This window comes from Streptomyces sp. NPDC087420, from assembly GCF_044744165.1.
GTDB lineage: Bacteria > Actinomycetota > Actinomycetes > Streptomycetales > Streptomycetaceae > Streptomyces.
This window is the reverse complement of sequence record NZ_JBIUXU010000003.1, coordinates 207,763-233,056: the sequence shown is the minus strand read 5'-3', so window position 1 is coordinate 233,056 and position 25,294 is coordinate 207,763. Positions and strand designations below refer to the sequence as shown.

The window sequence follows — 25,294 nt, the reverse complement described above, 5'->3', positions numbered from 1 at the left end:
CTCCTAGAGCAGTCCCACGGCGGTGTCGACCGCCGCGGCTACGTCACCGTCGACCGGATAGAGCAGCGAGCGGCCCACCACCAGGCCCTGCACGGTGGGCAGTTGCAGCGCCTTGCGCCACTTCTCGTACGCGCCCTCCTGGTCGTCGCCGATCTCACCGCCCAGCAGGACCGCCGGAAGCGTCGAGGTCTCCATCACCCGGGCCATATCGTCCGGGTCCTGGGTAACGGGAAGCTTCAGCCAGGTGTACGCAGAGGTACCACCGAGTCCCGAGGCGATGGCTATCGAGCGCGTCACCGCCTCGGCGGACAGGTCCGTACGGAGCCGGCCGTTCTCGCGGCGGCAGATGAACGGCTCGACGAAGACGGGGAGCCGGCGCTCGGCCATCGCGTCGACGGCGCGGGCGGCGGAGTGGAGGGTGTCGACCGACGCGCTGTCCTGGTAGTCGATACGGAGCAGCAGCTTGCCGGCGTCGAAGCCGGAGCGGGCCAGATCCTCGGGGCGGTGCCCGGTGAAGCGGTCGTCCAGTTCGAAGGCGGCGCCGGCCAGGCCGCCGCGGTTCATCGAGCCGATGACGACCCGGTCCTCCAGGGCGCCGAGGAGCAGCAGGTCGTCCAGGATGTCGGCGGTGGCCAGGACGCCGTCCACGCCGGGGCGGGAGAGGGCCAGGCAGAGCCGCTCCAGCAGGTCGGCGCGGTTGGCCATGGCCAGGCGGCGGTCACCGACGGCGAGGGCGCCCCGGGCGGGGTGGTCGGCGGCGATGATCATCAGCCGGCCCGTGGAGCGGATCAGGGGGCGCCTGACCCGCCGGGCGGCGGCCTCGGCGACGGCCTCGGGGTGGTGGGTGCGCAGCCGGACCAGCCGCGACACGTTGACGCGGCTCATGAGGCGTCCCTTTCGGGCTCGGCCGGCGTCGGTCCGCCGGCGAGGACCTGGGCGACCTCGCTGTCGTACGGCATGGCCGACGAACAGGCGAGGCGGCCGGCGACGATCGCGCCCGCGGCGTTCGCGTATCTCATGGTGTGCTCCAGATCCCAGCCCGCCAGCAGGCCGTGGCAGAGGGCGCCGCCGAACGCGTCGCCGGCACCGAGGCCGTTGACCACGTCGACAGGGACGGGTGGTACTTCGGCGGTGGTGCCGTCGCGGTGGACGGCGAGGACGCCCTTGGGGCCCTGTTTGACGACGGCCAGCTCGACGCCGGCGGCGAGCAGCGCGCGGGCGGCGGCGTACGGTTCGCGCTCCCCGACGGCCACCTCGCACTCGTCCAGGTTGCCGACGGCCACGGTGGCGTGGCGCAGCGCCCGCGCGTAGACCTCGCGGGCGGCGGCGCTCGGGTCCGGCTCGGCGTCCTCGTTCCGGCCCGGGTCGGGCTCTCCGCCGTCCGGCCAGAACATCGGCCGCCAGTCGAGGTCGAAGACGGTGATCCCGGCCCGGGCGCGTGCCTCCAGCGCCGTGAGGGTCGCCGAACGGCTGGGCTCCGCGCACAGGCCGGTGCCGGTCATCCAGAAGATCCGGGCGGACCTGATGCCGTCCAGGTCCAGTTCGTGCGGATGGATCTCCAGGTCAGGGGCCTTGGGGCGGCGGTAGAAGTAGAGCGGGAAGTTGTCCGGGGGGAAGATCTCGCAGAAGGTGACCGGGGTCGGGTACCGCTCGACCGGCGTCACCCAGCGGTCGTCCACCTCGAACTCGCCGAGGGCCTGGTGGAGATAGTCCCCGAAGGCGTCCCGGCCGGTGCGGGTGATGACGGCGGTACGGCGGCCCAGGCGCGCGGAGGCGACGGCCACGTTGGTCGCGGAGCCGCCCAGGAACTTCCCGAAGGTGTCCACCTGGGCCAGCGGGACCCCGGTCCGCAGGGGATAGAGGTCGACCCCGATCCGCCCCATGGTGATGACGTCGTACGGCTCGTACGGCTCGGGCATATGTGTTCCTCCGGTCTCGACCACCCCAGGTGTAGTGCTCCGCCCCGCGCCCTGTCAATGTTTTGTCCTGACATTCGGACGAAGGCTTGACACTCTTTCCGAATGGCCGGAAAGCTGACCGTTATGACTTCATCCGTACCCCCACTGAACCGCATCCGCGTCGGGTCGGCCCCCGATTCGTGGGGGGTGTGGTTTCCCGACGATCCGCGACAGGTGCCCTGGCGGCGTTTCCTCGACGAGGTGTCCGATGCCGGCTACGAGTGGATCGAGCTCGGCCCGTACGGCTATCTGCCGACCGATCCCGACCGGTTGGGCGAGGAGACCGCGAAGCGCGGGCTGAAGGTCTCGGCCGGGACGGTCTTCACCGGGCTGCACCACGGCCCCTCGGTCTGGGAGAAGACCTGGGAGCACGTTTCGGACATCGCGGCGCTCACCCGGGCGATGGGCGCCGACCACCTGGTGGTCATCCCGGCCTTCTGGCGCGACGACAAGACCGGGGAGGTGCTGGAGGACCGGACCCTCACCCCGGCGCAGTGGCGCGACCTGACGACCCAGACCGAACGCCTGGGCCGGGAGGTGCAGGACCGTTACGGCCTGCGGATCGTCGTCCACCCGCACGCCGACACCCACGTCGACACCGAGGAGAACGTCAACCGCTTCCTGGACTCCACCGACCCGGATCTGGTCTCGCTCTGCCTGGACACCGGGCACTACGCCTACTGCGGCGGCGACAGCGTCAAGCTGATCGAGACGTACGGCGAACGCATCGGCTACCTCCACCTCAAGCAGGTCGACCCGGAGATCCTCGCCGAGGTCGTGGCCCAGGAGGTGCCGTTCGGTCCGGCGGTCGGGCGGGGCGTCATGTGCGAGCCGCCGGCCGGTGTCCCCGCGCTGGAGCCGGTGCTGGCGGCGGCGCAGCGGCTGGACGTCGACCTCTTCGCGATCGTCGAGCAGGACATGTACCCGTGCCCGCCCGACAAGCCCTTCCCGATCGCCACCCGCACCCGCCGCTTCCTGCGGAGCTGCGGGGTCTGAGACCGGCACCACCGCGGCACCTCCGGGCGTCCATGACCTGTCGGGCGATCATGTGCCGTATGTGTCACAAGAATCCCCTTTCTGTCACACATATCTCCATTACGCGGGTCTTCCGTCACAGGGGGGCGACAGACCCAGTCTCCTCATCACTCTCCGTCGTTCATCGGGCACAGGCTGAGTGATCGCCAGCGTCTTTGCCGCAGCTCCCCCGACGGCCCCACAGGCCGCCCCTGCGGCGGACGCAAGGAGGTGCCACAGATGACGGACAAAGGACTCTGGTCGTACAAGGAGATCGCGGCGCACATCCGGGTGCAGCCCGACACCGTCCGCTCGTACCGGAAACACGGGCTGCTCCCACCGCCCGACCATGTGGAGAACGGCAAGCCCTACTGGTACGCGGACACCGTCCGCACCTGGGTGGCCAACCGGCCCGGCAACAGAGGGTCCAGATGACCCTGACGCGCCGGACCTGACGGGCCGACAACACAGACGAAGGGGGCGATGAACCGGCCGGGCCCCGTACCGCTCATCGGTACGGGGCCCGGCCGGGTCTCATACGCCCGCCGTGTCCCGTTCCCGTACGGGCGGCTGTCCGCCGTCCGGTATGTCCGTCACCGGCTCCCCCGCACCCTCGCCCTCGCTCAGCCCGAACCGGTCGTGGAAGCGGCGCAGCGGCCCCGGTGCCCACCAGGTCGCCTTCCCCGTCAGCTTCATCACCGCGGGGACCAGGAGGCTGCGCACCACCATCGCGTCCATGATCACGGCGAGGGCTATCCCGAGGCCCAGCATCTTCGTGTTGGTGACCCGCGAGGTGCCGATGGCCACCATCACCACCGCGAGGATCACGGCCGCCGCGGTGATCAGCCCGCCGGTGCGCCGCAGACCGAAGGCCACGGCCCGGTCGTGGTCGCCGCTCCGGTCGTACTCCTCCTTGATCCGGGAGAGCAGGAACACCCCGTAGTCCATGGAGAGTCCGAAGGCGATGCAGAACATCAGGACCGGCAGGGTCGTGTCGATGTCCCCGGTCGGGGTGAAGCCGAGCAGTCCCGAGAGGTGGCCGTCCTGGAAGACCCAGACCACCGCGCCGAACATCGCCGTCAGGCTCAGCGCGTTGAGCACCACCGCCTGGAGCGGGATCAGCACACTGCCCGTGAGGAGGAAGACCAGCACCAAGGTCACCACCACGATGATGGCCAGCGCCCAGGGAAGCTGGTCGGCTATCGCGTCCTTGGAGTCGACCAGCGTGGCGGCCGTACCGGTCACGGAGGTGTCGAACGGCGCCGGCACCGCGCGGAGACCGGTGACGAGGTGCTGGGCGGCCTCCCCCGTCGCCTCGCCCCGGGAGCTGACGCTGAAGTACGCGTGCGCCCCCGAGGTCACCGGACCGTCGACCCGCAGCACCCCCGGCAGGGCCGCGGCCCGGTCGCGGTAGTCGGCGTACGCGGCCGGCGTGGCGGCCCCCTCCGCCACCACGTACAGAGCGCCGCTGGGGCCGGCCGGGAAGCCGCGTCCCATCTCCTCCTGGACCACCCGGGTCTCGGCGGTCGTGGGCAGCTGGCGGTAGTCGGACGAGCCGAACGTGACGCCCAGGAAGGGCAGTCCGAGCAGGATCAGACCGGCGGTGGTGGCCACGGCGAAGAGCGGGGCCCGCCGCATCACCAGGGCCGCCGTACGCCCCCATCCCGACGCCTCCTCGGGCGCTGCGGGCTTCGCGGCGGCCGCGGGCTCCCCGGCCGCCGGGGCCGTGCCCGCCTGCGCCGTACCCGCCGGGGCCGCTGCGGGCTTGTGTCCGCGCCGGCGCAGCAGCTTCCGCAGATCCAGCGCGTTCACCCGGTGTCCCAGCAGCAACAGCGCGGCCGGCAGCAGGACAAGCGCCGCGACGGCCGCCAGCAGCACCACCGCGATTCCCGCGTAGGCGAAGGAGCGCAGGAAGAACTGCGGGAAGACGAGCAGCGCGGCCAGCGAGGCCGCCACGGTGAGCGCGGAGAACAGCACCGTCCGCCCCGCCGTACGCATCGTGGTGCCCACGGCCTCCCGCACCTCCGCCCCCGCCGCCAGCTCCTCGCGGAACCGGCGCACGACAAACAGCGCGTAGTCGACGGCCAGTCCGAGGCCCAGCGCCGTGGTCAGGTTCTGCGCGAAGACCGAGACGTCCGTCAGCTCCGTGATCCCCCGCAGCACCGCGTTTGTCCCCAGGATGGCGACGATGCCGAGGCCGAGCGGCAGCAGTGCGGCGACCGCGCTGCCGAACACCATCACCAGCAGCACCAGCGTGATCGGCAGGGCGATCAACTCGGCCCGCAGCAAGTCCTCCTGGATCAGGGTCTGCATCTCGTGCTGCACCGCCACGGGCCCGCCGAGCGAGACCGTGAGGAGCCCCCGCGACCCTTCGTACGAGGGAGCTATCCGGTCCAGGACCTCGGCGGCGGTCTTCTCGTCGCCCTCGATCCTGGCCGCGACCAGCGCCTGCCGGCCGTCCTTGGCGCGCAGCGCGGACGCGCCCGCCTGCCCGCCCGCCCGCGCGAGCGCCTGCCAGTACGACCCGACTCCCGTGATGCCCCGTTCGGCCGTCAGCCGGTCCGTGAGCTTCCGGGCCTCGGCGGCGACCGCGGGATCGTCGACGCTCCGGGTCCCGCTGTCGACGAGCAGCAGCAGATTCGGCTGGGAGGAGGGGAACTCCCGCTCCAGCGCCTTCGTCGCGTAGCTCGATTCCGCGTTCGGGTCCTGCCAGCCGCCGCTCGCCAGCCGGTCGCCGACCCCGCTTCCCGCGACCACGGCCAGCGCCGTGACGACCAGGGCCAGCAGCAGGGTCAGGCGTGGACGCGCCGTGACGAACCTGGTCCAGCCACCGCGGCGCGGCTCGCTGTTGACATCGGACATGGTGCGGTGTCCCCTTCACCGTGACCCAAAGTAAGGGTCGGACAGCGCCATAGAATGGCAAATACGAGTCGTCGCTCGCATTGATCCAAGAATGCGAGCGCCCACTCGTGTTTGTCAACCCGATCAGGAGAGCTGGGGATAACCGTGCAGGAGGCGAAGAGGAGCGGCGGCGCGCCGGCGGCCGGAGGCGGCACCGACGCGGGAACGGAGAAGCCGCGCCGCCGACAGGCCCGTGGCGAGCGGCGCATCGCCCAGCTGCTCGACGCGGCGGCCAACGTCTTCTGCACCACCGGCTACACCGCGGCGAGCACCAACTCCATCGCCCGGGAGGCCGGCGTCTCGCCCGGCACGCTCTACCAGTTCTTCCCGAACAAGGAAGCCATCGCCATCGAGCTGGGCGACCAGTTGCTGCGGCGCTGGCGCGAGACGTACGGCCAGGCGTTCCTCCCCGTGCACACGAGCCTGCCACTGGCCGAGCTGCTGGACGCCGTTCTCGACCCGCTCATCGAGTTCAACCAGGCGAATCCCGCCTTCGCCGTACTGATGCAGGGCTCCGACATCCCCGGCCACGCCAGATTGCAGCACGAGAAGCTCAACACAGGCCTGGTGGAGCGCACGGAGGAGATCCTGGCCGGATACCTGCCGGACGCACCGCCGGCCGAGGTCGCCAGGACCGCGAACACGATCTTCGCCATCTTCAAGGCCGGACTCGGGCTGATCCTCACCCACGAGGGCGCCGAGCGCGACGCGTACACGAAGGAGCTGAAGACCGTCCTCCACCGCTACCTGAGCCCACTCGTCGGCGAGGCGGGCTGCTAGGCGGGCCGCCGGACGGATCGGGCAGGGCGGCGGATACGGGTGCCGCGCGAGGGTGACCCCAGCTTCGCTTTCATACCCCCTAGGGGTAAAGTCGGAAGAGCTGGGGCGTCACGGGATTCCCGCGACCCTCCAGCACACCCCGAACCGGGTACCGATGCTCTCGAATGCTCTCGAAGAGGAGAACGCCATGACCACCGAGACGACGACCGAGTCGACCGAGACCTCCGGCGGAGTCACCACCGTCTACCAGGTCAAGGGCATGAGCTGCGGCCACTGCGAAGGTGCCGTCTCCGGCGAGATCTCCACGATCGAGGGTGTCAGGTCCGTCCGGGCCACGGCCGCCACCGGCCAGGTGACAGTCGTGTCCGAATCGGTACTGGACGAGGGCGCCGTACGGGCCGCCGTGGACGAGGCGGGATACGAGCTGGTCGAGCACGCCTGACCGGCGGAAGTCACATAATCATAGGTCCGGGTGCAGTTTGAACCCTTGTTTCCATGGTTCCTGACCTCGATGGCCTGTGGCTCTACATGTGAGCCACAAGACCTTCACAAAGAGATCTAGATCACATAGATTGAGGGGTAACCATTCGGGCAGCTCGCGTGTCTTAGAAGGCGATGCCGGAGAACGTCTTGGGGGACGTTCGAAGGCATGTCATGGGACGTCTTGGGGGACGTTCCGGACAGGCGCGATCGACCGGGGCACGTGCACCGCGGGGAGCTTTGAGCGGCCCTCCCGTACGTACGTACCCCGGTCAGAGCGCAGCGAGAAGCCCGCTGTTGGTTTCAGCAGACGCCCGGGCCGGATCCCGTGGGGGGAATCCGCATCCGGGGATATGGAGAGCGCCCCGCTCGTCGACCCGTGGGGGGATCGGCGGCGGGGCGCTTTTCGCTGTCTGCGGGCCTGCCGGGAAGCCGGCGGGCCCGCGGGAGTCAGCGGCCCTCGACCGGGACGAAGTCGCGCAGGACCTCGCCGGTGTAGATCTGGCGCGGGCGGCCGATGCGGGATCCCGGCTCCTTGATCATCTCGTGCCACTGGGCGATCCAGCCGGGCAGCCGGCCGATCGCGAAGAGCACGGTGAACATCTCGGTCGGGAAACCCATGGCCCGGTAGATCAGGCCGGTGTAGAAGTCCACGTTCGGGTAGAGCTTGCGCTCGACGAAGTACTCGTCGGCCAGCGCGTGCTCCTCCAGCTTGAGCGCGATGTCGAGCAGCTCGTCGGACTTGCCGAGCGCCGACAGGACGTCGTGCGCCGCCGCCTTGATGATCTTCGCCCGGGGGTCGAAGTTCTTGTAGACGCGGTGCCCGAAGCCCATGAGCTTCACGCCGTCTTCCTTGTTCTTCACCTTGCGGATGAAGGAGTCGACGTCGCCGCCGGCCGCCTGGATACCTTCGAGCATCTCCAGGACGGAGGCGTTGGCGCCGCCGTGCAGCGGGCCCCACAGGGCGCTGATGCCCGCGGAGATCGAGGCGAACATGTTCGCCTGCGAGGAGCCGACCAGACGCACGGTGGAGGTCGAACAGTTCTGCTCGTGGTCCGCGTGCAGGATGAAGAGCTTGTCCAGCGCGGCGACCACGACCGGGTCCGGCACGTACTCCTGCGCGGGGACGGAGAACGTCATGCGCAGGAAGTTCTCGACGTACCCGAGGTCGTTGCGCGGGTAGACGAAGGGGTGGCCGATCGACTTCTTGTACGCGTACGCCGCGATCGTCGGAAGCTTGGCGAGCAGCCGGATCGTCGAGAGGTGGCGCTGCTTCTCGTCGAACGGGTTGTGACTGTCCTGGTAGAACGTCGACAGCGCGCTGACCACGGAGGACAGCATCGCCATCGGGTGCGCGTCGCGCGGGAAGCCGTCGTAGAAACGCTTGACGTCCTCGTGCAGCAGCGTGTGCTGGGTGATCTCGTTCTTGAACGAGGCCAGCTCGTCGACGGTCGGAAGCTCACCGTTGATCAGCAGGTACGCCACCTCGACGAAGCTGGACCGCTCGGCCAGCTGTTCGATGGGGTAACCGCGATAACGGAGGATGCCTTCCTCGCCGTCGAGGTAGGTGATCCCGGACTTGTAGGCGGCGGTGTTGCCGTACCCGCTGTCCAGTGTCACCAGGCCGGTCTGAGCACGGAGCTTTCCGATGTCGAAGCCCGAATCGCCGACGGTGCTGTTGATCACCGGATAGGTGTACTCGCCGTCGCCGTACCGCAGTACTACCGCGTCGTTCGCGTCGTTGTCGCGTTTCTCGCTCACGTCATCCCTCACCGACGTAGTGCCTCTTCTTCGAGGTGCCCTGACTGTCTCTACCATCCCCCATTTGGCTCAGGAGAGTGCACTCGGGGTCGGCCATTAGGCCTATCCGCGGCACTCAGTGCCGCGAACCCGCTCATCCTGCCTTCTTCGCACCCGTTCTGAAAGTCCACGCGCTCAGGTACCTGCGACGGGCCGGTTACCGGTCGGGGAGCCGGTCGCCCGACAGCCGGTGGTCGAGGGCCGTGAAACGTCTGCCCGCCGAGACCGTTCTCACCGCCTGCCCTATGGCCTTGCGCGAGCCGACCAGCACCACCAGCTTCTTGGCGCGGGTGACCGCGGTGTAGAGGAGGTTGCGCTGGAGCATCATCCAGGCCCCCGTCGTGACCGGGATGACCACGGCCGGGTACTCACTGCCCTGCGAACGGTGGATCGTCATCGCGTACGCGTGCGCCAGCTCGTCCAGCTCGTCGAAGTCGTACGGCACCTCTTCCTCCTCGTCCGTCAGCACCGTCAGCCGCTGGTCCTCCAGATTCAGCGAGGTGACCACCCCGACCGTGCCGTTGAAGACCCCGTTCTCGCCCTTCTCGTAGTTGTTGCGGATCTGGGTGACCTTGTCCCCCACCCGGAACACCCGGCCGCCGAGCCGCTTCTCCGGCAGGTCGGGCCGACCGGGCGTGATGGCCTGCTGGAGCAGACCGTTCAGCGCCCCCGCGCCGGCCGGACCGCGGTGCATCGGCGCCAGCACCTGGACGTCACGCCGCGGGTCAAGACCGAACTTCGCGGGGATCCGGCGGGCCGCGACCTCCACCGTGACGCGGCCGGCGTCCTCCGTCTCGTCCTCCACGAAGAGGAAGAAGTCGGAGAGGCCCTGGGTGATCGGATGCACCCCCGAGTTGATGCGGTGGGCGTTGGTGACGACGCCCGACTGCTGCGCCTGGCGGAAGATCCGGGTGAGCCGCACCTGCGGCACGGGCCCGCCCTCCGCCAGCAGGTCCCGCAGCACCTCCCCCGCCCCGACCGACGGCAGCTGGTCGACATCCCCCACCAGCAGGAGGTGCGCACCCGGCGCCACCGCCTTCACCAGCTTGTTGGCCAGCAGCAGGTCCAGCATCGAGGCCTCGTCCACCACCACCAGGTCCGCGTCCAGCGGCCGGTCCCTGTCGTACGCCGCGTCCCCGCCCGGTTTCAGCTCCAGCAGCCGGTGCACCGTGGACGCCTCGGCGCCCGTCAGCTCGGCCAGCCGCTTGGCCGCGCGCCCGGTGGGGGCGGCCAGCACCACCTTGGCCTTCTTCGCGCGCGCCAGCTCCACGATCGAGCGGACCGTGAAGGACTTCCCACAGCCGGGGCCACCCGTCAGGACGGCGACCTTCTCGGTCAGCGCCAGCCGGACCGCCTGCCGCTGCTCGGGCGCCAGCTCCGCCCCCGTACGGTCCGCGAGCCACGCCAGCGCCTTGTCCCACGCGACGTCCCGGAAGGCCGGCATCCGGTCCTCGCCGGTCCGCAGCAGCCGGAGCACCTGGACGGAAAGGGACAGCTCCGCGCGGTGGAACGGGACCAGGTAGATCCCGTTGACCGGCTCCCCGCCGTCCGGCCCCGGCACGCGCTCGCGCACCGCCCCCTCGTCCTCCGTGGTCAGCTCGGCCAGGCATTCGATGACCAGGCCCGTGTCGACCTGGAGCAGCTTCACGGCGTCCGCGATGAGCCGCTCCTCGGGCAGGAAGCAGTGGCCCTGGTCGGTGGACTGCGACAGCGCGTACTGGAGGCCGGCCTTGACCCGCTCCGGGCTGTCGTGCGGGATGCCGACGGCCTGCGCGATCCGGTCCGCGGTGAGGAAGCCGATGCCCCAGACGTCGGCCGCCAGCCGGTACGGCTCGTTCTTGACCACCGAGATCGAGGCGTCCCCGTACTTCTTGTAGATCCGCACCGCGATGGAGGTGGAGACGCCGACACCCTGGAGGAAGATCATGACCTCCTTGATGGCCTTCTGCTCCTCCCAGGCGGCGGCGATCATCTTCGTCCGCTTGGGGCCCAGCCCGGGGACCTCCACGAGCCTCTTCGGCGCCTCTTCGATGATGTCCAGGGTGTCCAGCCCGAAGTGCTCCACGATCCGGTCCGCGATGCGCGGGCCGATGCCCTTGATCAGGCCGGAACCGAGGTAACGGCGGATGCCCTGGATGGTGGCGGGCAGGACCGTCGTGTAGTTCTCCACCGTGAACTGCTTGCCGTACTGGGGGTGCGAGGCCCAGCGCCCCTCCATCCGCAGCGACTCGCCGGGCTGCGCGCCGAGCAGCGCGCCGACGACGGTGAGGAGGTCACCGCCCCGGCCGGTGTCCACCCGGGCGACCGTGTAGCCGTTCTCCTCGTTCGCGTACGTGATGCGCTCAAGGACGGCTTCGAGCACGGCGAAGGCGGGGGCGGGGGCAGGGGCGGGGGTGGTCGTAGACGTCGCGGCTGGCCTGGGGGTCGGACGAGTGGACTGGTTGGGCATGATCTGACGCTACCGCCGGACTCCGACATCGTGCCGAGCCTGTGGATAACTTGCCTGCGGAGAACCTCTCCGGACGCCCCGACACGCTACTAGGGGCCCGGTCGACAGACCGGGCCCCACGCGCTCCCCCCACCGGCAAAGCTTCCTGATCCCCCCGGATCCGTCCCCCGAAAACCTTGCCGACCTATACGACTCATCTCACGCAGAGATGGTTGCACGATTTCGCAGAGTTATTTTTTGAGGCCGCGTCATCGTCGGGAGAGGCAGGGTCATTTCCTAGAGGGCGTGTGCCACGTACCGCTCCACGACCTCCGTCAGCAGCTCCACGCCGTCCCTCTTCCACAGCTCGTCGTTGAACAGCTCCACCTCGATCGGCCCGTCGTAGCCCGCCGCCTCCACCCGCGCGCGCCACGCTCGCAGGTCGACCGAGCCGTCGCCGAGCTGGCCGCGGCCGTTCAGGACTCCGGCGGGAAGCGGGGTGGTCCAGTCGGCCAGTTGGAAGGAGAAGACCCGGTCGGCGGCGCGGGCGACGGCCGCGGGTGCCCGGTCGTCCCACCAGACGTGGTACGTGTCCACGACCACGCCGACCTGATCCGCCGGGAAGCGTTCGGCCAGTTCGAGGGCCTGGTCGAGCGTGGAGACCACACACCGGTCCGACGCGAACATCGGGTGCAGCGGCTCGATCGCGAGCCGGACACCCCGTTCCCCGGCGTACGGTGCCAACTCGGCGAGCGCGTCGGCGATCCGCTCCCGGGCCCCGGCCAAGTCCCGGCTGCCGGGCGGCAGTCCGCCGGAGACGAGGACCAGCGTGTCCGTGCCGAGCGTCACCGCCTCGTCGATGGCCGCCCGGTTGTCGGCCAGCGCCTCGGCGCGTCCGGCCGGGTCGGCCGCGGTGAGGAAACCGCCCCGGCAGAGTGTGGTGACGGCGAGCCCGGCATCCCGTACGAGCTTGGCGGCGGCCTCGACCCCGTACTCCTGAACAGGCGCACGCCACAGGCCGATACCGGGGATTCCCAGGCGTACGCAGGCCTCGGTCAGTTGAAGGAGGGGGAGTTGCTTCACCGTCATCTGGTTGATGCTGAAGCGGCTCAGGTCGGGGGCGGTGGCGCTGCTCGGATCCGCCGTCATCGGCTCACTCCGTACACGTCCAGCAGCGACATCATCCGCGCCTCCGCAGCCGCTGGGTCGGGGAACAGGCCCAGCACGTCCGCCAGTTCGTACGCCCGTGCCAGATGCGGCAGCGAACGCGCCGACTGGAGTCCACCGACCATCGTGAAGTGGTCCTGGTGGCCCGCCAGCCACGCCAGGAGGACCACGCCCGTCTTGTAGAAGCGGGTGGGCGGTTGGAAGAGGTGACGGGACAACTCCACGGTGGGATCGAGTAGTTCGCGGAACCCCTTCGCGTCATCGGTGTCCAGGACCCGTACCGCCTCCGCCGCCACCGGTCCCAGCGGGTCGAAGATCCCCAACAGGGCGTGACTGAAGCCCTGTTCGTCGCCCGCGATCAGCTCGGGGTAGTTGAAGTCGTCACCCGTGTAGCAGCGCACGCCCCGGGGCAGCCTGCGACGCAGCTCGACCTCCCGCCGGGCGTCCAGCAGCGAGACCTTGATGCCGTCGACCTTGTCGGGATGGGCGGTGATGACCTGGAGGAAGGTCTCGGTGGCGGTGTCGAGGTCCTCGCTGCCCCAGTATCCGTCGAGCGCGGGGTCGAACATCGGTCCGAGCCAGTGCAGTACGACGGGCTCCGCGGCCTGACGCAGGAGGTGCGCGTAGAGGTCGAGGTAGTCGTCGGGGGTCGTCGCCGCCGCCGCGAGCGCACGCGACGCCATGAGGATGGCCTGCGAGCCGGTCTCCTCGACAAGCGCGAGCTGCTCCTCGTACGCGGCCCTCACCTCGCCCAAGGTATGTACGCCTGGCGGCAGTTGGTCGGTGCCGACCCCACAGGCGATACGGCCGCCGACCGCCTTCGCCTCGGCGGCGGAGCGCCGGATCAGCTCGGCCGCGCCCGCCCAGTCCAGTCCCATGCCGCGCTGCGCGGTGTCCATGGCCTCCGCGACCCCGAGCCCGTGCGACCAGAGATGGCGGCGGAAGGCGAGCGTGGCGTCCCAGTCGACGGCGGCGGGTGTGTCGGGGCTGGTGTCGGCGTACGGGTCGGCGACGACGTGCGCGGCCGAGAAGACCGTACGAGAGGTGAGGGGGCCCGGTCGGGGTGAGGCCACGACGAAGTGCGCCGGTTCGGTGCGGGGTGTGTACGTACGCAACACCCCGCCGGCGGACGGCAGTCGGAGGGTCACAGGGTCAGCTCCGGTACGTCGAAGCGGCGCCCCTCCGCCGAGGACCGCAGCCCCAGCTCGGCGAGTTGGACCCCGCGCGCGCCCGCGAGCAGGTCCCACCGGTACGGCTCGTCGAGCGCGAGGTGGCGCAGGAACAGTTCCCACTGCGCCTTGAAGCCGTTGCCGAACTCCCCGTTGTCCGGCACCTCTTGCCACTGGTCGCGGAAGGACTCGGTGACGGGCAGGTCCGGGTTCCACACCGGCTTGGGGGTGGCGCTGCGGTGCTGCACGCGGCAGCGGCGCAGACCGGCGACCGCCGAGCCGTGCGTACCGTCGACCTGGAACTCCACGAGTTCGTCGCGGTTGACCCGTACCGACCAGGCGGAATTGATCTGCGCGACCACGCCGCCCTCCAGCTGGAAGATGCCGTACGCGGCGTCGTCGGCGGTGGCCGCGTACGGCTTGCCCCGCTCGTCCCAGCGCTCGGGGATGTGGGTGGTGATGTGCGCCTGGACGGTGGTGACGCGGCCGAAGAGTTCGTGGAGGACATACTCCCAGTGCGGGAACATGTCGACGGTGATGCCACCGCCGTCCTCGGCGCGGTAGTTCCAGGAGGGGCGTTGGGGGTCCTGCCAGTCGCCCTCGAAGACCCAGTAGCCGAACTCCCCTCGTACGGAGAGGATTTGGCCGAAGAAGCCGCCGTCGATGAGGCGCTTGAGCTTGAGCAGGCCCGGCAGGAAGATCTTGTCCTGGACGACGCCGTGCTTGATTCCGGCGCTCCGGGCGAGCCTGGCCAGGTCGAGGGCGCCGGCGAGGTCGGCGGCGGTCGGCTTCTCCGTGTAGATGTGTTTGCCGGCGGCGATGGCTTTTTTGATCGACTCGACGCGGGCCGAGGTGACCTGGGCGTCGAAGTAGAGGGAGATCGTGTCGTCCGCCAGGACGGCGTCGAGGTCCGTCGACCATTCGGTGAGGCCGTGGCGTTCCGCGATTTCCTTGAGGGCGTGCTCGCGGCGCCCGACGAGGACCGGCTCCGGCCAGAGCACCTCGCCGCCGCCGAGGTCCAGTCCGCCCTCTTCGCGGATCGCGAGGACGGAGCGCAGCAGATGCTGCCGGTACCCCATCCGCCCCGTGACGCCGTTCATGGCGATCCGCACTGTCCTGCGTGTCACGAAGTTCCCTCCATACGGCCGTAGCAAGCGCTTTCTATAGGGTATGAAGCTAGCCTGCGATTCCGGGACGGACAAGAGCCGGGCCGGGATCTCGCCCGCCGTGGCCCACCTCGTGGTCCGGTCCGCCTGGCACTCACCCTCGTACCCCTCGGAGGAAAGCGATGACCGTAAGCCCGCTCTGTGGAGGCGAACGATGACGGTCACCCTGGCGGATGTGGCGGCCCGCGCGCGGGTGTCGCCCGCCACCGTGTCCCGTGTGCTGAACGGCAACTATCCGGTCGCCGCGACCACCCGGGAGCGGGTGCTGCGGGCGGTGGACGAGCTGGACTACGTACTGAACGGCCCCGCCAGCTCCCTCGCCGCCGCCACGTCCGACCTGGTCGGCATCCTCGTCAACGACATCGCCGACCCCTTCTTCGGGATCATGGCCGGGGCGGCGCAGACGGAGATCGGCGGCCAGGAGGGTACGGGGCGGGCGGGGGGCGAGAAGCTCGCCGTCGTCTGCAACACGGGGGGCTCGCCGGAGCGCGAACTGACGTATCTGACTCTCCTCCAGCGCCAGCGGGCCGCGGCCGTGGTCCTGACGGGCGGAGCCCTCGAAGATCCGGACCATATCGCCGCGATGGCCTCGAAACTGGCCAAACTCGCCGACGCGGGGACGCGGGTGGTGCTGTGCGGACGGCCGCCACTGCCGGACGGCGAGGCGATAGTGGCGGCGCTGGCGTTCGACAACCGCGGGGGCGGGCGGCGGCTGACGGAACACCTGCTGGCGCTGGGGCACCGGAAGATCGGCTATGTGGCGGGGCCGGCGGAGCGGACGACTACGCGGCATCGGCTGGAGGGGCATCGGGCGGCGTTGGGGGCGGGTGGGATTGGTGGGATTGGTAGGGCTAGTGGGATTGGTGGGATTGGTGGGGCTGGTGGGATTGATGGGGCTGGGCTCGGTGATCAGGAGCTGCTGACCGTGCACGGGCCGTACACCCGGCGGTCGGGGTACGAGGCGACGCTGGAGCTGCTGCGCCGGGCGCCGGATCTGACGGCCGTGATCGGCGCGAACGACACGGTGGCGCTGGGGGCGTGCGCGGCCATCCGGGACCAGGGGTTGCGCATTCCGCAGGACGTCTCGGTGGCGGGCTTCGACGACCTGCCGTTCTCGGTGGACGCGATGCCCGCGCTGACGACGGTACGGCTGCCGCTATACGAGGCGGGGGCGCGGGCGGGGCGGCTGGCGATGGGGACGGAGGCGCCGCCGCCGGGCGGGATCGCGACGATCGGGGCGGAGCTGATGGTGCGGGGGTCCACGGGGGCGGCTCGGGTGGGGTGAGGGGGGAGGTCGGGGGGGCGGGGGCGCGGGGGCGCGGGTGGGGTGAGGGGGTGTGACCGGGGGCGGTTCAGGTGAGGTGAGGGGGTGTGACCGGGGGTGACGGGGTACTGGGGTGTGATGGCTTGATGCCCTGGAATGCGTCGTTCGGAGGCTCGTTAAGAGCCTTGTTCGGAGCCTTGTTCGGAAAGGAACAATCGTGAAGTTCGCCTTCTCCACCCTCGGAGTACCGGGCCTGCCCATCCCTGAGGTCGTCGGACTCGCCACCGCCACCGGCTACCAGGGCGTGGAACTCCGCGCCCACCCGGAGGAACCGGTCCACCCCGGCATCGGAGCGGCCGAGCGGGCCGCGGTGGTGGACGACTTCAAGCGGGCCGGCGTCGAGATCCTGACGGTCGCCGGGTACGTACGGGTCGCCGACACGACCGCCGACGAGGACGCCGTACGGCAGGAACTCGACGACCTCCTCTGGCTGGCCCGGGACCTGGGCGCCGCGAACGTCCGCGTGTTTCCTGGTGGCGGGGACCAGGACCCGGCGGAGGCCGACGCGGCGGCGGCGCGGCGGCTGGGCGCGGCGGGGGAGGTGGCCGCCGACTTCGGCGTACGGATCCTGCTGGAGACCCACGACTCGCACCGTACGGGGGTGGACGCGGCGCGGGTGCTGGGGACGGTGGGGCACCCGCAGGTGGGGGTGTTGTGGGACGTGATGCACACGTGGCTGGGCGGGGAGGACCCGATCACCACGCACGCGGTACTGGCGCCGCACCTGGGCTACGTACAAGTCAAGGACATCGCCTCGGCCGAGGACACGACTCCGCTGGCGCTGGGGGCGGGGGTGCTGCCGCTGGCGGAGTGTGTGGCGCTGCTGGCGCACGGCGGTGAGGGCGGCGCCGGTGGCGGTGGCGGTGACGACAGCTGGGTGTGCTGGGAGTACGAGAAGCGCTGGTATCCGAAGGCAGCGGAGCTGCCGGGGCTGTTGGAGGCGGGGCGGAGGTATCTGGAGGGGCTGGCGGGTGGGGGGCTGAGGTTCGGTGGGGTGAGGTGGGATGGTCTGGCGCGGGTTCGGGCCGAGGGGTAGTCGGGTGTGGCCGGGTTGTTTTGAGCGACGTGGGGCCGCCCCTTGCTGTTGAGTGTCGCGGGGCCGGTCCGGGCGTCAAGGGCGCTCCTGCGTCGCGTCGGCTTCGCCGATTGCGCTGCGCTTCACCCTTGACCCCCGGCCCGGCCCCGCAAGGGAAGGCTGGGGGGGGCGGCCCGGGGGAAGGGTCCCCCGACAATCCCCGGGGGAGGTTGGGGTTTCGTGCCGGGCCTCGGCTTTCGGCGGGGTGTTGCGCACCACTTGAATGGGGCGGTCGGTCTCAGTTCGGCGGCTGGCGGGCCGTCCGTTTGCCGGTGCGCAAGCACCGTGTCTGGGCTGGGTGGGTGGTGGGGCAGATGTGGCGGGGGGAGGCGGCCCGTCGGGCCTGTTTCGGCGGGTTGTGTGCTCTGGGAGCCCGTTAACGAAACACAGGACACAGGACCGGGGAGGAGAGGCCCGCAGGAGCCCTCAAAGCCTGGGCAAATGGGGCATATAGCCTTCTGGGGGTGGAATGTCGGGCAATCCCGGCGGCCGGCCGTCACCCACCGGCCCGCACGCAAGCACCACACCCGGGCCGGGCGAGTGGCAGGGCGGATGCCGCCCGCTGGGGCGGTCATCGGGCCCGTTTCGGTGGGTTGTGTGCTTTGAAAGCCCCTTAATGAAACACAGGACACAACACCCAGCAGGAGAGGCCCTCAACGAGCCTCAAGACCTAGGCAAATGGGGCATATTGGCCGCCGGAATGGGTGCGGCCCCGCCTGGCCCCGCAGCTGACCACGGATCTCAGACACGGTGCCTGCACGCCGGCAAACAGACAGCCCGCCAGCCGCCGAACCAAGACCAACCGCCCCATTCAAGTGGGGCGCAAAACCCCGCCGAAAGCCGGGGCCCGCGACGAAACCCCAACAACAAACAAGCCCCCCGGGGGACCTTCCCCCGGGCCGCCCCCCTCAGCCTTCACTTGCGGTTTCGGGGCGGGAGTCAAGGGTGAAACGAAGTGGAATCGGCGAAGCCGACGCTCCGCAGGAGCGCCCTTGACGCCCGACCCGAAACCGCGACACTCAACAACCAGGGCGGCCCCACGCCGCCCAACACAAGACCGGCCACCCCCGACTACCCCTCCGCCCGAACCCCCGCCTTCGCTGCCGCAGTCAGCCCCCAGCAACCCCTGAATTAAGCTTTGCTTACGTATGGGTCGGTCAGAGTCATCCGAGGAGGGGGCGCCATGCTCGATCTGGGTCGGCTACGCGCCCTCCATGCCGTCTCCGTCCATGGCTCCGTCGGTGCTGCCGCCTCCGCCCTCGGGTATACCCCCTCCGCCGTCTCCCAGCAGATCACCAAGTTGGAGCGGGAGACTCGTACAACGCTCCTGGAGCGGCGGGGGCGTGGGGTTGTGCTCACCGACGAGGCGCGGCATCTCGCTGCCACCGCCGAAGAGTTGTTCGCCATCGTTGAGCGTGCCGAGACCACCTTGGAGGAGCGTCGGGGGCAGCCGACCGGGCAGTTGGTCGTTGCCGCGTTCGCTTCCTCCGCGCGTGGGTTGCTTCCCCCGGTGCTTGCCGAACTGGCCCTGCTTCATCCCACCTTGGACATCCGGCTGCGTGAGATCGACCCCCACCTGTCCTCCGACCTCGTGGCCCGGGGTCTGATCGACCTCGCCGTCACCCACGACTGGGACATCGCCCGGCTGCCCACCCCCGACGGGGTGGAGCAGGCCGTCATCGGTGACGACCTCTGCGATCTGCTCGTGCCGGACGGGCACGCCCTCGCCGCGCGGGCCGTCGTGCGGCGGGCGGATCTGCGGGGGTTGCGCTGGATCTGTCAGCCGCCCGGCACCGTCTGCCACGACTGGCTCGTGCGTACGCTCCGCGCCGCCGGTTGTGAGCCCGACCTCGCCCATCAGGCCGAGGAGAACCACACCCAGATCGCCCTGGTCGCGGCCGGGTTGGGCGTCGCGATGGTTCCCCGGCTGGGGCGGGGGCCGCTGCCCCCGGGCGTACGGGCCCTGACGCTCGATCCTGTGCCCTCGCGACGGTTGTACGCGCTGTGGCGCACGGGTGCCGCGCGGCGGCCGGCCGTCACCGCCACCGTGGCGGCGCTGCGGCGGCATTGGCCCGACGTTGCCGCCGTAACCGGTTGAGGAGGCCTTTTGGATGGCGGTCCGCCGAGCGGGCCCTGTTCGGCCCGCCCGGCGGAGGTGCCTTACGGCCTCAGCGTCTGCTGGCGCTCCACCTTCTGGCGGTCCAGCTTCGCGTCGTACGGCGCGAGCGGCTTCGCCTTCGCCGCGTCCTGCTGTACGGCCGCCGGCGCGACGCCCGCCCAGTTGAGGATCCGGGCCGTGGCCTTCGCCGACTGGTCGGGGTTCAGGGCCGCCACGTTGGCACCATGGTTGGCGCCCGGGGCGACGTACACGTAACTGTCACGCGCACCGCGCCCGACGCGGAACTGCTCCGCGCCCCACGGGTCGTTCTGCCCGTACACGAACAGCATCTGGTCCGCGTGGTGCTGCACCCAGCTGTCGACGTCCGGCATCACCCGGGGGTCGAACGTCATGGGGATGTCGCGCGGCACGAAGTTGCGCGGCGGCTGGTAGCCGTAGCGGCTCAGCTTGCCCAGGTGCGGCTGCTTGATGTCCGGCGAGCCCAGCTGCGTACCGGCCTGGTAGTAGTACGGCGTGTACGTCGCGAGGCCCTGGTCCGTGTAGGCGGAGAAGCCGGAGATCGCGTCGATGATGTCGTAGATCTCCTGGTCGGAGGCGGTGGCCGGCGGGATGCTCTCGCAGTCCGCGAGCAGGCTGTACTGCCAGAAGGCCCAGACGAAGTCCAGGACGACGGCTTCGTACGCCTTGTCGAGCGAGCCGACGGTGGTGAAGGTCGCGCCGTTGGCCTCGGCCCACTCCGCGTACGTCTTCTCCAGCGGCTCCCGCCGGATGAGCGCCTGGCGCTGCACGGCGTTGAGCTTGTCGCGGCACTCCTTGGTGCCGACCTTCTCGAAGAACCGGTCGTACGCCGAATCCTCCTTGTTCACCACGTCGTTGGGCGCGACGTACGCGACCACGCCGTCCATGTCACGCGGGTAGAACCGCTCGAAGTAGGTGGCGGTCATGCCGCCCTTCGAAGCGCCCGTGGACAGCCACTTCTTGGGGTAGATCTTCTTCAGCGCGGTGAAGATGCGGTGCTGGTCGCTGGCGGCCTGCCAGATGTCCAGCTTCGACCAGTCGGCCGGCTCCGGGCGCGACGGAGTGAAGAAGCGGTACTCCATCGAGACCTGGTTGCCGTCGATGATGCGCGTCGGCTCACTGCGGCTCGGGTTGGTGGAGACGTTGTAGCCGCCGGTGGAGAAGACCGTGGGACGGCTGGTGTCCTTGTGCAGCAGCGTGATGCGCTGCTGGAAGGTGCCCTTGGACGGGTGCCGGTGGTCCACCGGCTGGGTGTAGTTGAGGACGAAGTAGCGGTAACCCTCGTACGGCTTCTCCTGGATCAGGCTCATCCCGGGTATCGCCAGGACGCGGTCCTTGATGTCCGTGGTGTCAGCGGTGTTCGTAACACCCGTGGTGTCCGTGACGGCCGTACCACTCGCGGACTTCTGGTCCGCGGCGGTGGCCGCACCCGCCGTTGCCACGGTGCCTATGATCAGCGACAGCGACAACAGCCATCTCAGCGTCTTGCGCATGCACTCTCCCTGTGTTCATGACAGACCTGGTGAACCTAGCGGGGCTCATGCCGCACCGCCAGCCCCGCCGGCCTCCGTGGGAGCAACCTTCCCGGGCTCCCGCGCGTCGTACGCATGTACACCCGACTGATGACAGGGGCATGCGTGTTCGCTGGGACTGGGTTTGGGAAGGGCGCGCTGCCGCGCCGGCTCGCGGCGGGGACCGTGGTGGTCGCGCTGGCGGCGCTCGTTCTGGCCGATCCCGCCGCTGCGGGTGCCGCCCCGCTCTCCGTGTGTTCGGGGCAGCCGCAGAAGACGGTGCCCTTCGCTCACGGCGAGTTGCGGATCTACAAGGCGCGGGGATACGCGTGCGCGCTCACCGTCGCCGACCACCCCGGCGCCAGGCGGGCGATGCGGGTCAGCCTCCAGGCGCGTGGCGGCAGCCCGTTGGTGGACAGCGGTGACTTCACGCAGCACGCGGGGCCGGTGACCGTCCACGCCCTCAACCGGTGTGTACGGGCCTCCGGCGCCATCTCCGGCACGTCGGCGTCCACCGGGTGGATCCTCTGCTGATCGCGGGCTGATCCCGTTTCAAGAGCGAACCCCTCACACCGCCGCCGCCGTCTCCTCCTCCTCGCCGATGAAGCTGCGCCACAGCTTGGTGTAGCGGCCGTTCAGCGCCAGCAGTTCATCGTGTGTGCCGTCCTCCACCACCCGGCCGTGGTCCATCACGACCACCCGGTCCGCGCGGGCCGCCGTGGTCAGGCGGTGGGCGACCACCAGGGTCGTACGGCGGCCGGTGAGGCGGTCGGTGGCCTGGTTGACCAGGGCCTCGCTCGCCAGGTCCAGCGCGGCGGTCGCCTCGTCCAGCAACAGGACGTCGGGGTCGACCAGTTCGGCGCGGGCGAGGGCGATCAGCTGGCGCTGGCCCGCGGAGAGGTTACGGCCCCGCTCGGCGACCTCGTGCACGTAACCGCCGTCCAGCGTGGCGATCATCTCGTGGGCACCCACCGCGCGTGCCGCGGCCTCCACCTGCGCGTCGGTCGCCTCGGGGCGGCCGTACGCGATCGCGTCCCGGATCGTCCCCGCGAAGAGGTACGCCTCCTGCGGGACCACGCCGAGCCGGTGGCGGTACGCCGTCAGGTCCAGGTCGCGCAGGTCCGTACCGTCCGCCGTGACCCGGCCGCCGGTCGGGTCGTAGAAGCGCGCGACCAGCTTCACCAGGGTGGACTTGCCCGCGCCGGTCTCGCCGACGAACGCGACGGTCTGGCCGGCCGGGATCCGCAGGTCGACCCCCATCAGGGCGGCCTCGTCCGCGAGTTCACCGTTCTCGCCGGTGTAGGCGAAGCTCACGTCCTCGAAGGAGATCTCCCCGCGCAGCGACAGCACGTCGAGCGGTGCCTTCGACGCCGCCGTCGTGGTGGGCTCCCGCAGCAGCTCCTGGATGCGGCCCAGCGAGACGCTCGCCTGCTGGTAGCCGTCGAAGACCTGCGAGAGCTGCTGGACGGGTGCGAAGAACAGGTCGATGTAGAGGAGGTACGCGACCAGCGCGCCGGTCGTCAGCGTGCCCGCCTCCACCCGCCCCGCGCCGACGATGAGCACGGCCGCCGCCGCGACGGAGGCGAGCAGCTGGACGAACGGGAAGTACACCGAGATCAGCCACTGCCCGCGCACCCGGGCCTCGCGGTAGTGGTCGCTGCGGGCGGCGAAGCGCTCAGCGCCGTCCTGCTCGCGCCGGAACGCCTGGACGATCCGCAGCCCGGAGACGGACTCCTGGAGGTCGGCGTTGACGGCGCTGATGCGCTCACGGGCCAGTTCGTACGCCTTCACGCTCTTGCGGCGGAAGAAGACCGTGGCGACGAACAGGACCGGCAGGGTCGCGAAGACCACCAACGCCAGTTCCACATCGATCGCGAGGAGCACCACGAGGATGCCGAAGAAGGTGACGACGGAGACGAACGCCGTGACGAGCCCGGTCTGGAGGAAGGTGGACAGCGCGTCCACGTCCGTCGTCATCCGGGTCATGATCCGGCCGGTCAACTCGCGCTCGTAGTAGTCGAGTCCGAGCCGCTGGAGCTGCGCGAAGATCTTCAACCGCAGGGAGTAGAGCACCCGTTCACCGGTGCGCCCGGTCTTGCGCGTCTCGCCGATCTGGGCGAGCCACTGGACGAGCACCACCAGCAGGCCGAGACCGGCCGCCACCCACACCGCGCCGAGGGCCATGCGCTCGACGCCCTGGTCGATGCCGTGCCGGATGAGGACGGGCAGGGCCAGGCTCATCGCGGCGTCGACCGCGACCAGCGACAGGCTCACCAGCAGCGGCGGCCCGAAGCCGCGCAGCAGCCTGCGCAGTCCGTACGACTCCTCGGCGGCGACGGCGCGCGCCTCGTCGATCTCCGGGAGGTCGGTGGCCGGCGGCAACGCCTCGACCTGCGCGAGCAGTTCGGGGGTGGCGCCGGGCGCGGCGGACTCCTCGGCGGCGATCTCGTCCCGCTCCCACAGGGCGGGCGTGATGCCGCGCTCCGCGTCGAACTCGGCGTCGATCTCCTCCTGTACGGAACGGTCCTCCGGTACGGTCGCCTGGACGGCCGCCGGTGCGCCCGCCGGCCCGTCCGCCACGAGGCCGGGCACATGCCCCGGAGAGACCTCGCCCAGCTCGTCCGGGTCCGTCAGGAGCTTCCGGTAGAGGGCGGAGCGCCGCTGGAGCTCCTCGTGGGTGCCGATGTCGGCGAGCCGGCCGCCGTCCAGCACCGCGATCCGGTCGGCGAGGTTCAGGGTGGAGCGGCGGTGGGCGATGAGCAGGGTCGTACGCCCGGCCATCACCCCGCGCAGCGCCTCGTGGATCTCGTGCTCGACCCGGGCGTCCACGGCGGAGGTGGCGTCGTCCAGGAGCAGCAGGCGGGGGTCGGTGAGGATCGCGCGGGCGAGCGCCACGCGCTGGCGCTGGCCGCCGGAGAGGGTGAGGCCCTGCTCCCCCACCTTGGTGTCGTAGCCGTTCGGCAGGTCGCTGATGAAGCCGTGGGCCTGGGCGGCACGGGTGGCCCGGAGGATCTCCTCCTCGGTGGCGTCCGGCTTCCCGTACGCGACGTTGGCGCGGACGGTGTCGGAGAAGAGGAAGCTGTCCTCGGGGACGAGCCCGATGGCGGCGCGCAGGGAGTCGAAGGTCAGCTCGCGGACGTCGTGGCCGCCGACGAGGACCGCGCCGCGGTTCACGTCGTAGAAACGGGGGACGAGCAGCGAGAGGGTGGACTTGCCGCTGCCGGAGGAGCCGACGACGGCGACGGTCTCGCCGGGGCTCATCTCCAGCGAGAAGCCGTCGAGGACGGTCCTGCCGTCGTCGTACGAGAAGGACACGTCGTCGAACTCGACGGAGGCCTCGGCGTCCGCCGGCAGCTCCTTCGTGCCGTCCTCCATCGTGGGCTCGGTGTCGATGAGCTCCAGGACGCGTTCCACCCCGGCGCGGGCCTGCTGGCCGATGGTCAGGACGACGGCGAGCATCTTGACCGGGCCGACGAGCTGGGCGAGGTACGTGGAGAAGGCGACGAACGTGCCGAGGGTGATCTCGCCGCGCGTGGCGAGCCAGCCGCCGAAGGCGAGCATCGCGACCTGGCCGACGGCGGGGACGGCCTGGAGCGCGGGGGTGTAGCGGGCGTTGAGGCGGATGGTGCGCAGGCGTCCGGCGAAGAGCTTGCGGCCGACCTCGCGGAGCTTGCCGGTCTCCTGGTCCTCCTGCCCGAAGCCCTTGACGACCCGGACGCCGGAGACGGCGCCGTCCACGACCCCGGCGACGGCGGCGGCCTGCGCCTGGGCGTACCAGGTGGCGGGGTGGAGGCGGGTGCGGCTGCGGCGGGCGATGAACCAGATGGCCGGGGCGACGGCGAGGGCGATGAAGGTGAGGGGCAGGGAGAGCCAGGCCATGATCCCGAGGGAGATCAGGAACAGCAGGACGTTGCCGATGGTCATCGGCAGCATGAAGAGCAGGCCCTGGATGAGCTGGAGGTCACTGGTGGCGCGGCCGATGACCTGGCCGGTGGAGAGCTTGTCCTGGCGGCGTCCGTCGAGCCGGGAGATCGTGGCGAACATCTCCGTACGGAGGTCGTGCTGGACGTCGAGCGCGAGGCGTCCTCCGTAGAAGCGCCGTACATAGGCGGAGACGTACACGAGGAGCGCGGCCAGGAGCAGGAGGCCGGTCCAGACGCCCAGGGAGCGGTGGCCGCCGCCTATGACGTCGTCGATGACGACCTTGGTGATCAGCGGGACGAAGGCCATCACGGCCATCCCGAGGAGCGAGGACCCCAGGGCGAGCACCACGTTACGGCGGTAACGCCACGCGTACCCGGTGAGCCGCCGTGCCCAGCTCCGCTCCGCCGCCACTGCCGCCACCACTGCTGCCTCCCGTTCGGCCGACCGACCTGATCTGCCG

Annotated in this window: 18 protein-coding genes; 8 read left to right on the top strand and 10 right to left on the bottom strand. The window is 70.3% G+C overall.

The features are described 5' to 3' along the window. Positions 1 to 3 precede the first annotated feature (3 nt). Together ACIO1C_RS07130 and iolC are read right to left on the bottom strand one after the other, a co-directional pair. Positions 4 to 885 carry a deoxyribose-phosphate aldolase gene (locus ACIO1C_RS07130; protein WP_401859478.1) on the bottom strand — a complete coding sequence of 294 codons (882 nt, stop codon included), beginning with the start codon at positions 883 to 885 and terminating at the stop codon, positions 4 to 6. After that, entirely contained in the window at positions 882 to 1,919 is a 1,038-nt protein-coding gene (iolC, locus tag ACIO1C_RS07125) for a 5-dehydro-2-deoxygluconokinase (RefSeq protein WP_401859476.1), read from the bottom strand. The genes ACIO1C_RS07130 and iolC overlap by 4 nt, the downstream gene beginning before the upstream one ends. Positions 1,920 to 2,042: 123 nt before the next feature. Between iolC and ACIO1C_RS07120 the strand changes: the two genes are divergently transcribed. Both ACIO1C_RS07120 and ACIO1C_RS07115 read left to right on the top strand, forming a co-directional pair. Next, complete coding sequence (locus ACIO1C_RS07120; RefSeq protein ID WP_401859475.1) at positions 2,043 to 2,954, top strand: sugar phosphate isomerase/epimerase family protein; 912 nt, start codon at positions 2,043 to 2,045, stop codon at positions 2,952 to 2,954. A 258-nt stretch (positions 2,955 to 3,212) separates the two neighbouring features. After that, positions 3,213 to 3,407, top strand: a complete 195-nt coding sequence (locus ACIO1C_RS07115; RefSeq protein ID WP_161307998.1) for an AlpA family transcriptional regulator — start codon at positions 3,213 to 3,215, stop codon at positions 3,405 to 3,407. A 99-nt stretch (positions 3,408 to 3,506) separates the two neighbouring features. Here the strand turns inward: ACIO1C_RS07115 and ACIO1C_RS07110 are convergent, their stop codons facing one another. Continuing rightward, entirely contained in the window at positions 3,507 to 5,834 is a 2,328-nt protein-coding gene (locus ACIO1C_RS07110; RefSeq protein WP_401859473.1) for an MMPL family transporter, read from the bottom strand. A gap of 144 nt (positions 5,835 to 5,978) precedes the next feature. Here ACIO1C_RS07110 and ACIO1C_RS07105 point away from each other — a divergent pair, with 144 nt between their 5' ends. Both ACIO1C_RS07105 and ACIO1C_RS07100 read left to right on the top strand, forming a co-directional pair. Next, positions 5,979 to 6,653: a TetR/AcrR family transcriptional regulator gene (locus ACIO1C_RS07105; protein ID WP_401859471.1), complete on the top strand. Its 675-nt coding sequence runs from the start codon at positions 5,979 to 5,981 to the stop codon at positions 6,651 to 6,653. 187 nt (positions 6,654 to 6,840) lie between these two features. After that, positions 6,841 to 7,095 (top strand): heavy-metal-associated domain-containing protein, encoded by a 255-nt coding sequence (locus ACIO1C_RS07100; RefSeq protein ID WP_401859469.1) that lies wholly within the window; start codon positions 6,841 to 6,843, stop codon positions 7,093 to 7,095. Between the two features lie 488 nt (positions 7,096 to 7,583). Here ACIO1C_RS07100 and ACIO1C_RS07095 read toward each other — a convergent pair whose 3' ends face one another. The 5 genes from ACIO1C_RS07095 to ACIO1C_RS07075 all read right to left on the bottom strand — a co-directional run bounded on the left by ACIO1C_RS07095 (position 7,584) and on the right by ACIO1C_RS07075 (position 14,824). Further along, entirely contained in the window at positions 7,584 to 8,906 is a 1,323-nt protein-coding gene (locus ACIO1C_RS07095; protein ID WP_401859468.1) for a citrate synthase, read from the bottom strand. A 184-nt stretch (positions 8,907 to 9,090) separates the two neighbouring features. Continuing rightward, a complete protein-coding gene (locus ACIO1C_RS07090) occupies positions 9,091 to 11,382 on the bottom strand; it encodes an ATP-dependent RecD-like DNA helicase (RefSeq protein ID WP_401859466.1) in 2,292 nt (763 codons plus the stop codon). 276 nt (positions 11,383 to 11,658) lie between these two features. After that, on the bottom strand, positions 11,659 to 12,510 hold the full coding sequence (locus tag ACIO1C_RS07085) for a sugar phosphate isomerase/epimerase family protein (RefSeq protein ID WP_401859464.1): 852 nt from the start codon (positions 12,508 to 12,510) through the stop codon (positions 11,659 to 11,661). Beyond that, positions 12,507 to 13,676, bottom strand: coding sequence for a dihydrodipicolinate synthase family protein (locus tag ACIO1C_RS07080; protein ID WP_401859462.1), 1,170 nt, complete (start codon positions 13,674 to 13,676; stop codon positions 12,507 to 12,509). Before ACIO1C_RS07080 ends, ACIO1C_RS07085 begins: the two co-directional genes overlap by 4 nt. Further along, entirely contained in the window at positions 13,673 to 14,824 is a 1,152-nt protein-coding gene (locus ACIO1C_RS07075; RefSeq protein WP_327236551.1) for a Gfo/Idh/MocA family oxidoreductase, read from the bottom strand. The genes ACIO1C_RS07080 and ACIO1C_RS07075 overlap by 4 nt, the downstream gene beginning before the upstream one ends. 193 nt (positions 14,825 to 15,017) lie before the next feature. Here ACIO1C_RS07075 and ACIO1C_RS07070 point away from each other — a divergent pair, with 193 nt between their 5' ends. From ACIO1C_RS07070 to ACIO1C_RS07060, 3 genes are all read left to right on the top strand, one after another. Then, positions 15,018 to 16,148, top strand: coding sequence for a LacI family DNA-binding transcriptional regulator (locus tag ACIO1C_RS07070; protein ID WP_401859459.1), 1,131 nt, complete (start codon positions 15,018 to 15,020; stop codon positions 16,146 to 16,148). A 196-nt stretch (positions 16,149 to 16,344) separates the two neighbouring features. Continuing rightward, the gene (locus ACIO1C_RS07065) at positions 16,345 to 17,223 is read left to right on the top strand and encodes a sugar phosphate isomerase/epimerase family protein (RefSeq protein ID WP_401859457.1); all 879 of its coding nucleotides are present in this window, start codon (positions 16,345 to 16,347) and stop codon (positions 17,221 to 17,223) included. A gap of 1,222 nt (positions 17,224 to 18,445) precedes the next feature. Beyond that, the gene (locus ACIO1C_RS07060) at positions 18,446 to 19,360 is read left to right on the top strand and encodes a LysR family transcriptional regulator (protein ID WP_401859455.1); all 915 of its coding nucleotides are present in this window, start codon (positions 18,446 to 18,448) and stop codon (positions 19,358 to 19,360) included. A gap of 62 nt (positions 19,361 to 19,422) precedes the next feature. Here ACIO1C_RS07060 and ACIO1C_RS07055 read toward each other — a convergent pair whose 3' ends face one another. Then, positions 19,423 to 20,892: a S28 family serine protease gene (locus ACIO1C_RS07055; RefSeq protein WP_401859454.1), complete on the bottom strand. Its 1,470-nt coding sequence runs from the start codon at positions 20,890 to 20,892 to the stop codon at positions 19,423 to 19,425. A gap of 129 nt (positions 20,893 to 21,021) precedes the next feature. Between ACIO1C_RS07055 and ACIO1C_RS07050 the strand changes: the two genes are divergently transcribed. Further along, positions 21,022 to 21,444 carry a hypothetical protein gene (locus ACIO1C_RS07050; RefSeq protein WP_401859452.1) on the top strand — a complete coding sequence of 141 codons (423 nt, stop codon included), beginning with the start codon at positions 21,022 to 21,024 and terminating at the stop codon, positions 21,442 to 21,444. Between the two features lie 33 nt (positions 21,445 to 21,477). Here the strand turns inward: ACIO1C_RS07050 and ACIO1C_RS07045 are convergent, their stop codons facing one another. Next, positions 21,478 to 25,257 (bottom strand): ABC transporter ATP-binding protein, encoded by a 3,780-nt coding sequence (locus ACIO1C_RS07045; protein WP_401859450.1) that lies wholly within the window; start codon positions 25,255 to 25,257, stop codon positions 21,478 to 21,480. Positions 25,258 to 25,294: the final 37 nt, after the last annotated feature.

Bases quoted from the DNA above. Each gene is read 5' to 3' on its own strand.
- ACIO1C_RS07085 (WP_401859464.1), bottom strand. From the start codon at position 12,510: ATGACGGCGGATCCGAGCAGCGCCACCGCCCCCGACCTGAGCCGCTTC.
- ACIO1C_RS07090 (WP_401859466.1), bottom strand. From the start codon at position 11,382: ATGCCCAACCAGTCCACTCGTCCGACCCCCAGGCCAGCCGCGACGTCT.
- iolC (WP_401859476.1), bottom strand. From the start codon at position 1,919: ATGCCCGAGCCGTACGAGCCGTACGACGTCATCACCATGGGGCGGATC.
- ACIO1C_RS07115 (WP_161307998.1), top strand. From the start codon at position 3,213: ATGACGGACAAAGGACTCTGGTCGTACAAGGAGATCGCGGCGCACATC.
- ACIO1C_RS07055 (WP_401859454.1), bottom strand. From the start codon at position 20,892: ATGCGCAAGACGCTGAGATGGCTGTTGTCGCTGTCGCTGATCATAGGC.
- ACIO1C_RS07100 (WP_401859469.1), top strand. From the start codon at position 6,841: ATGACCACCGAGACGACGACCGAGTCGACCGAGACCTCCGGCGGAGTC.
- ACIO1C_RS07130 (WP_401859478.1), bottom strand. From the start codon at position 885: ATGAGCCGCGTCAACGTGTCGCGGCTGGTCCGGCTGCGCACCCACCAC.
- ACIO1C_RS07070 (WP_401859459.1), top strand. From the start codon at position 15,018: ATGACGGTCACCCTGGCGGATGTGGCGGCCCGCGCGCGGGTGTCGCCC.
- ACIO1C_RS07110 (WP_401859473.1), bottom strand. From the start codon at position 5,834: ATGTCCGATGTCAACAGCGAGCCGCGCCGCGGTGGCTGGACCAGGTTC.
- ACIO1C_RS07120 (WP_401859475.1), top strand. From the start codon at position 2,043: ATGACTTCATCCGTACCCCCACTGAACCGCATCCGCGTCGGGTCGGCC.
- ACIO1C_RS07060 (WP_401859455.1), top strand. From the start codon at position 18,446: ATGCTCGATCTGGGTCGGCTACGCGCCCTCCATGCCGTCTCCGTCCAT.
- ACIO1C_RS07050 (WP_401859452.1), top strand. From the start codon at position 21,022: ATGACAGGGGCATGCGTGTTCGCTGGGACTGGGTTTGGGAAGGGCGCG.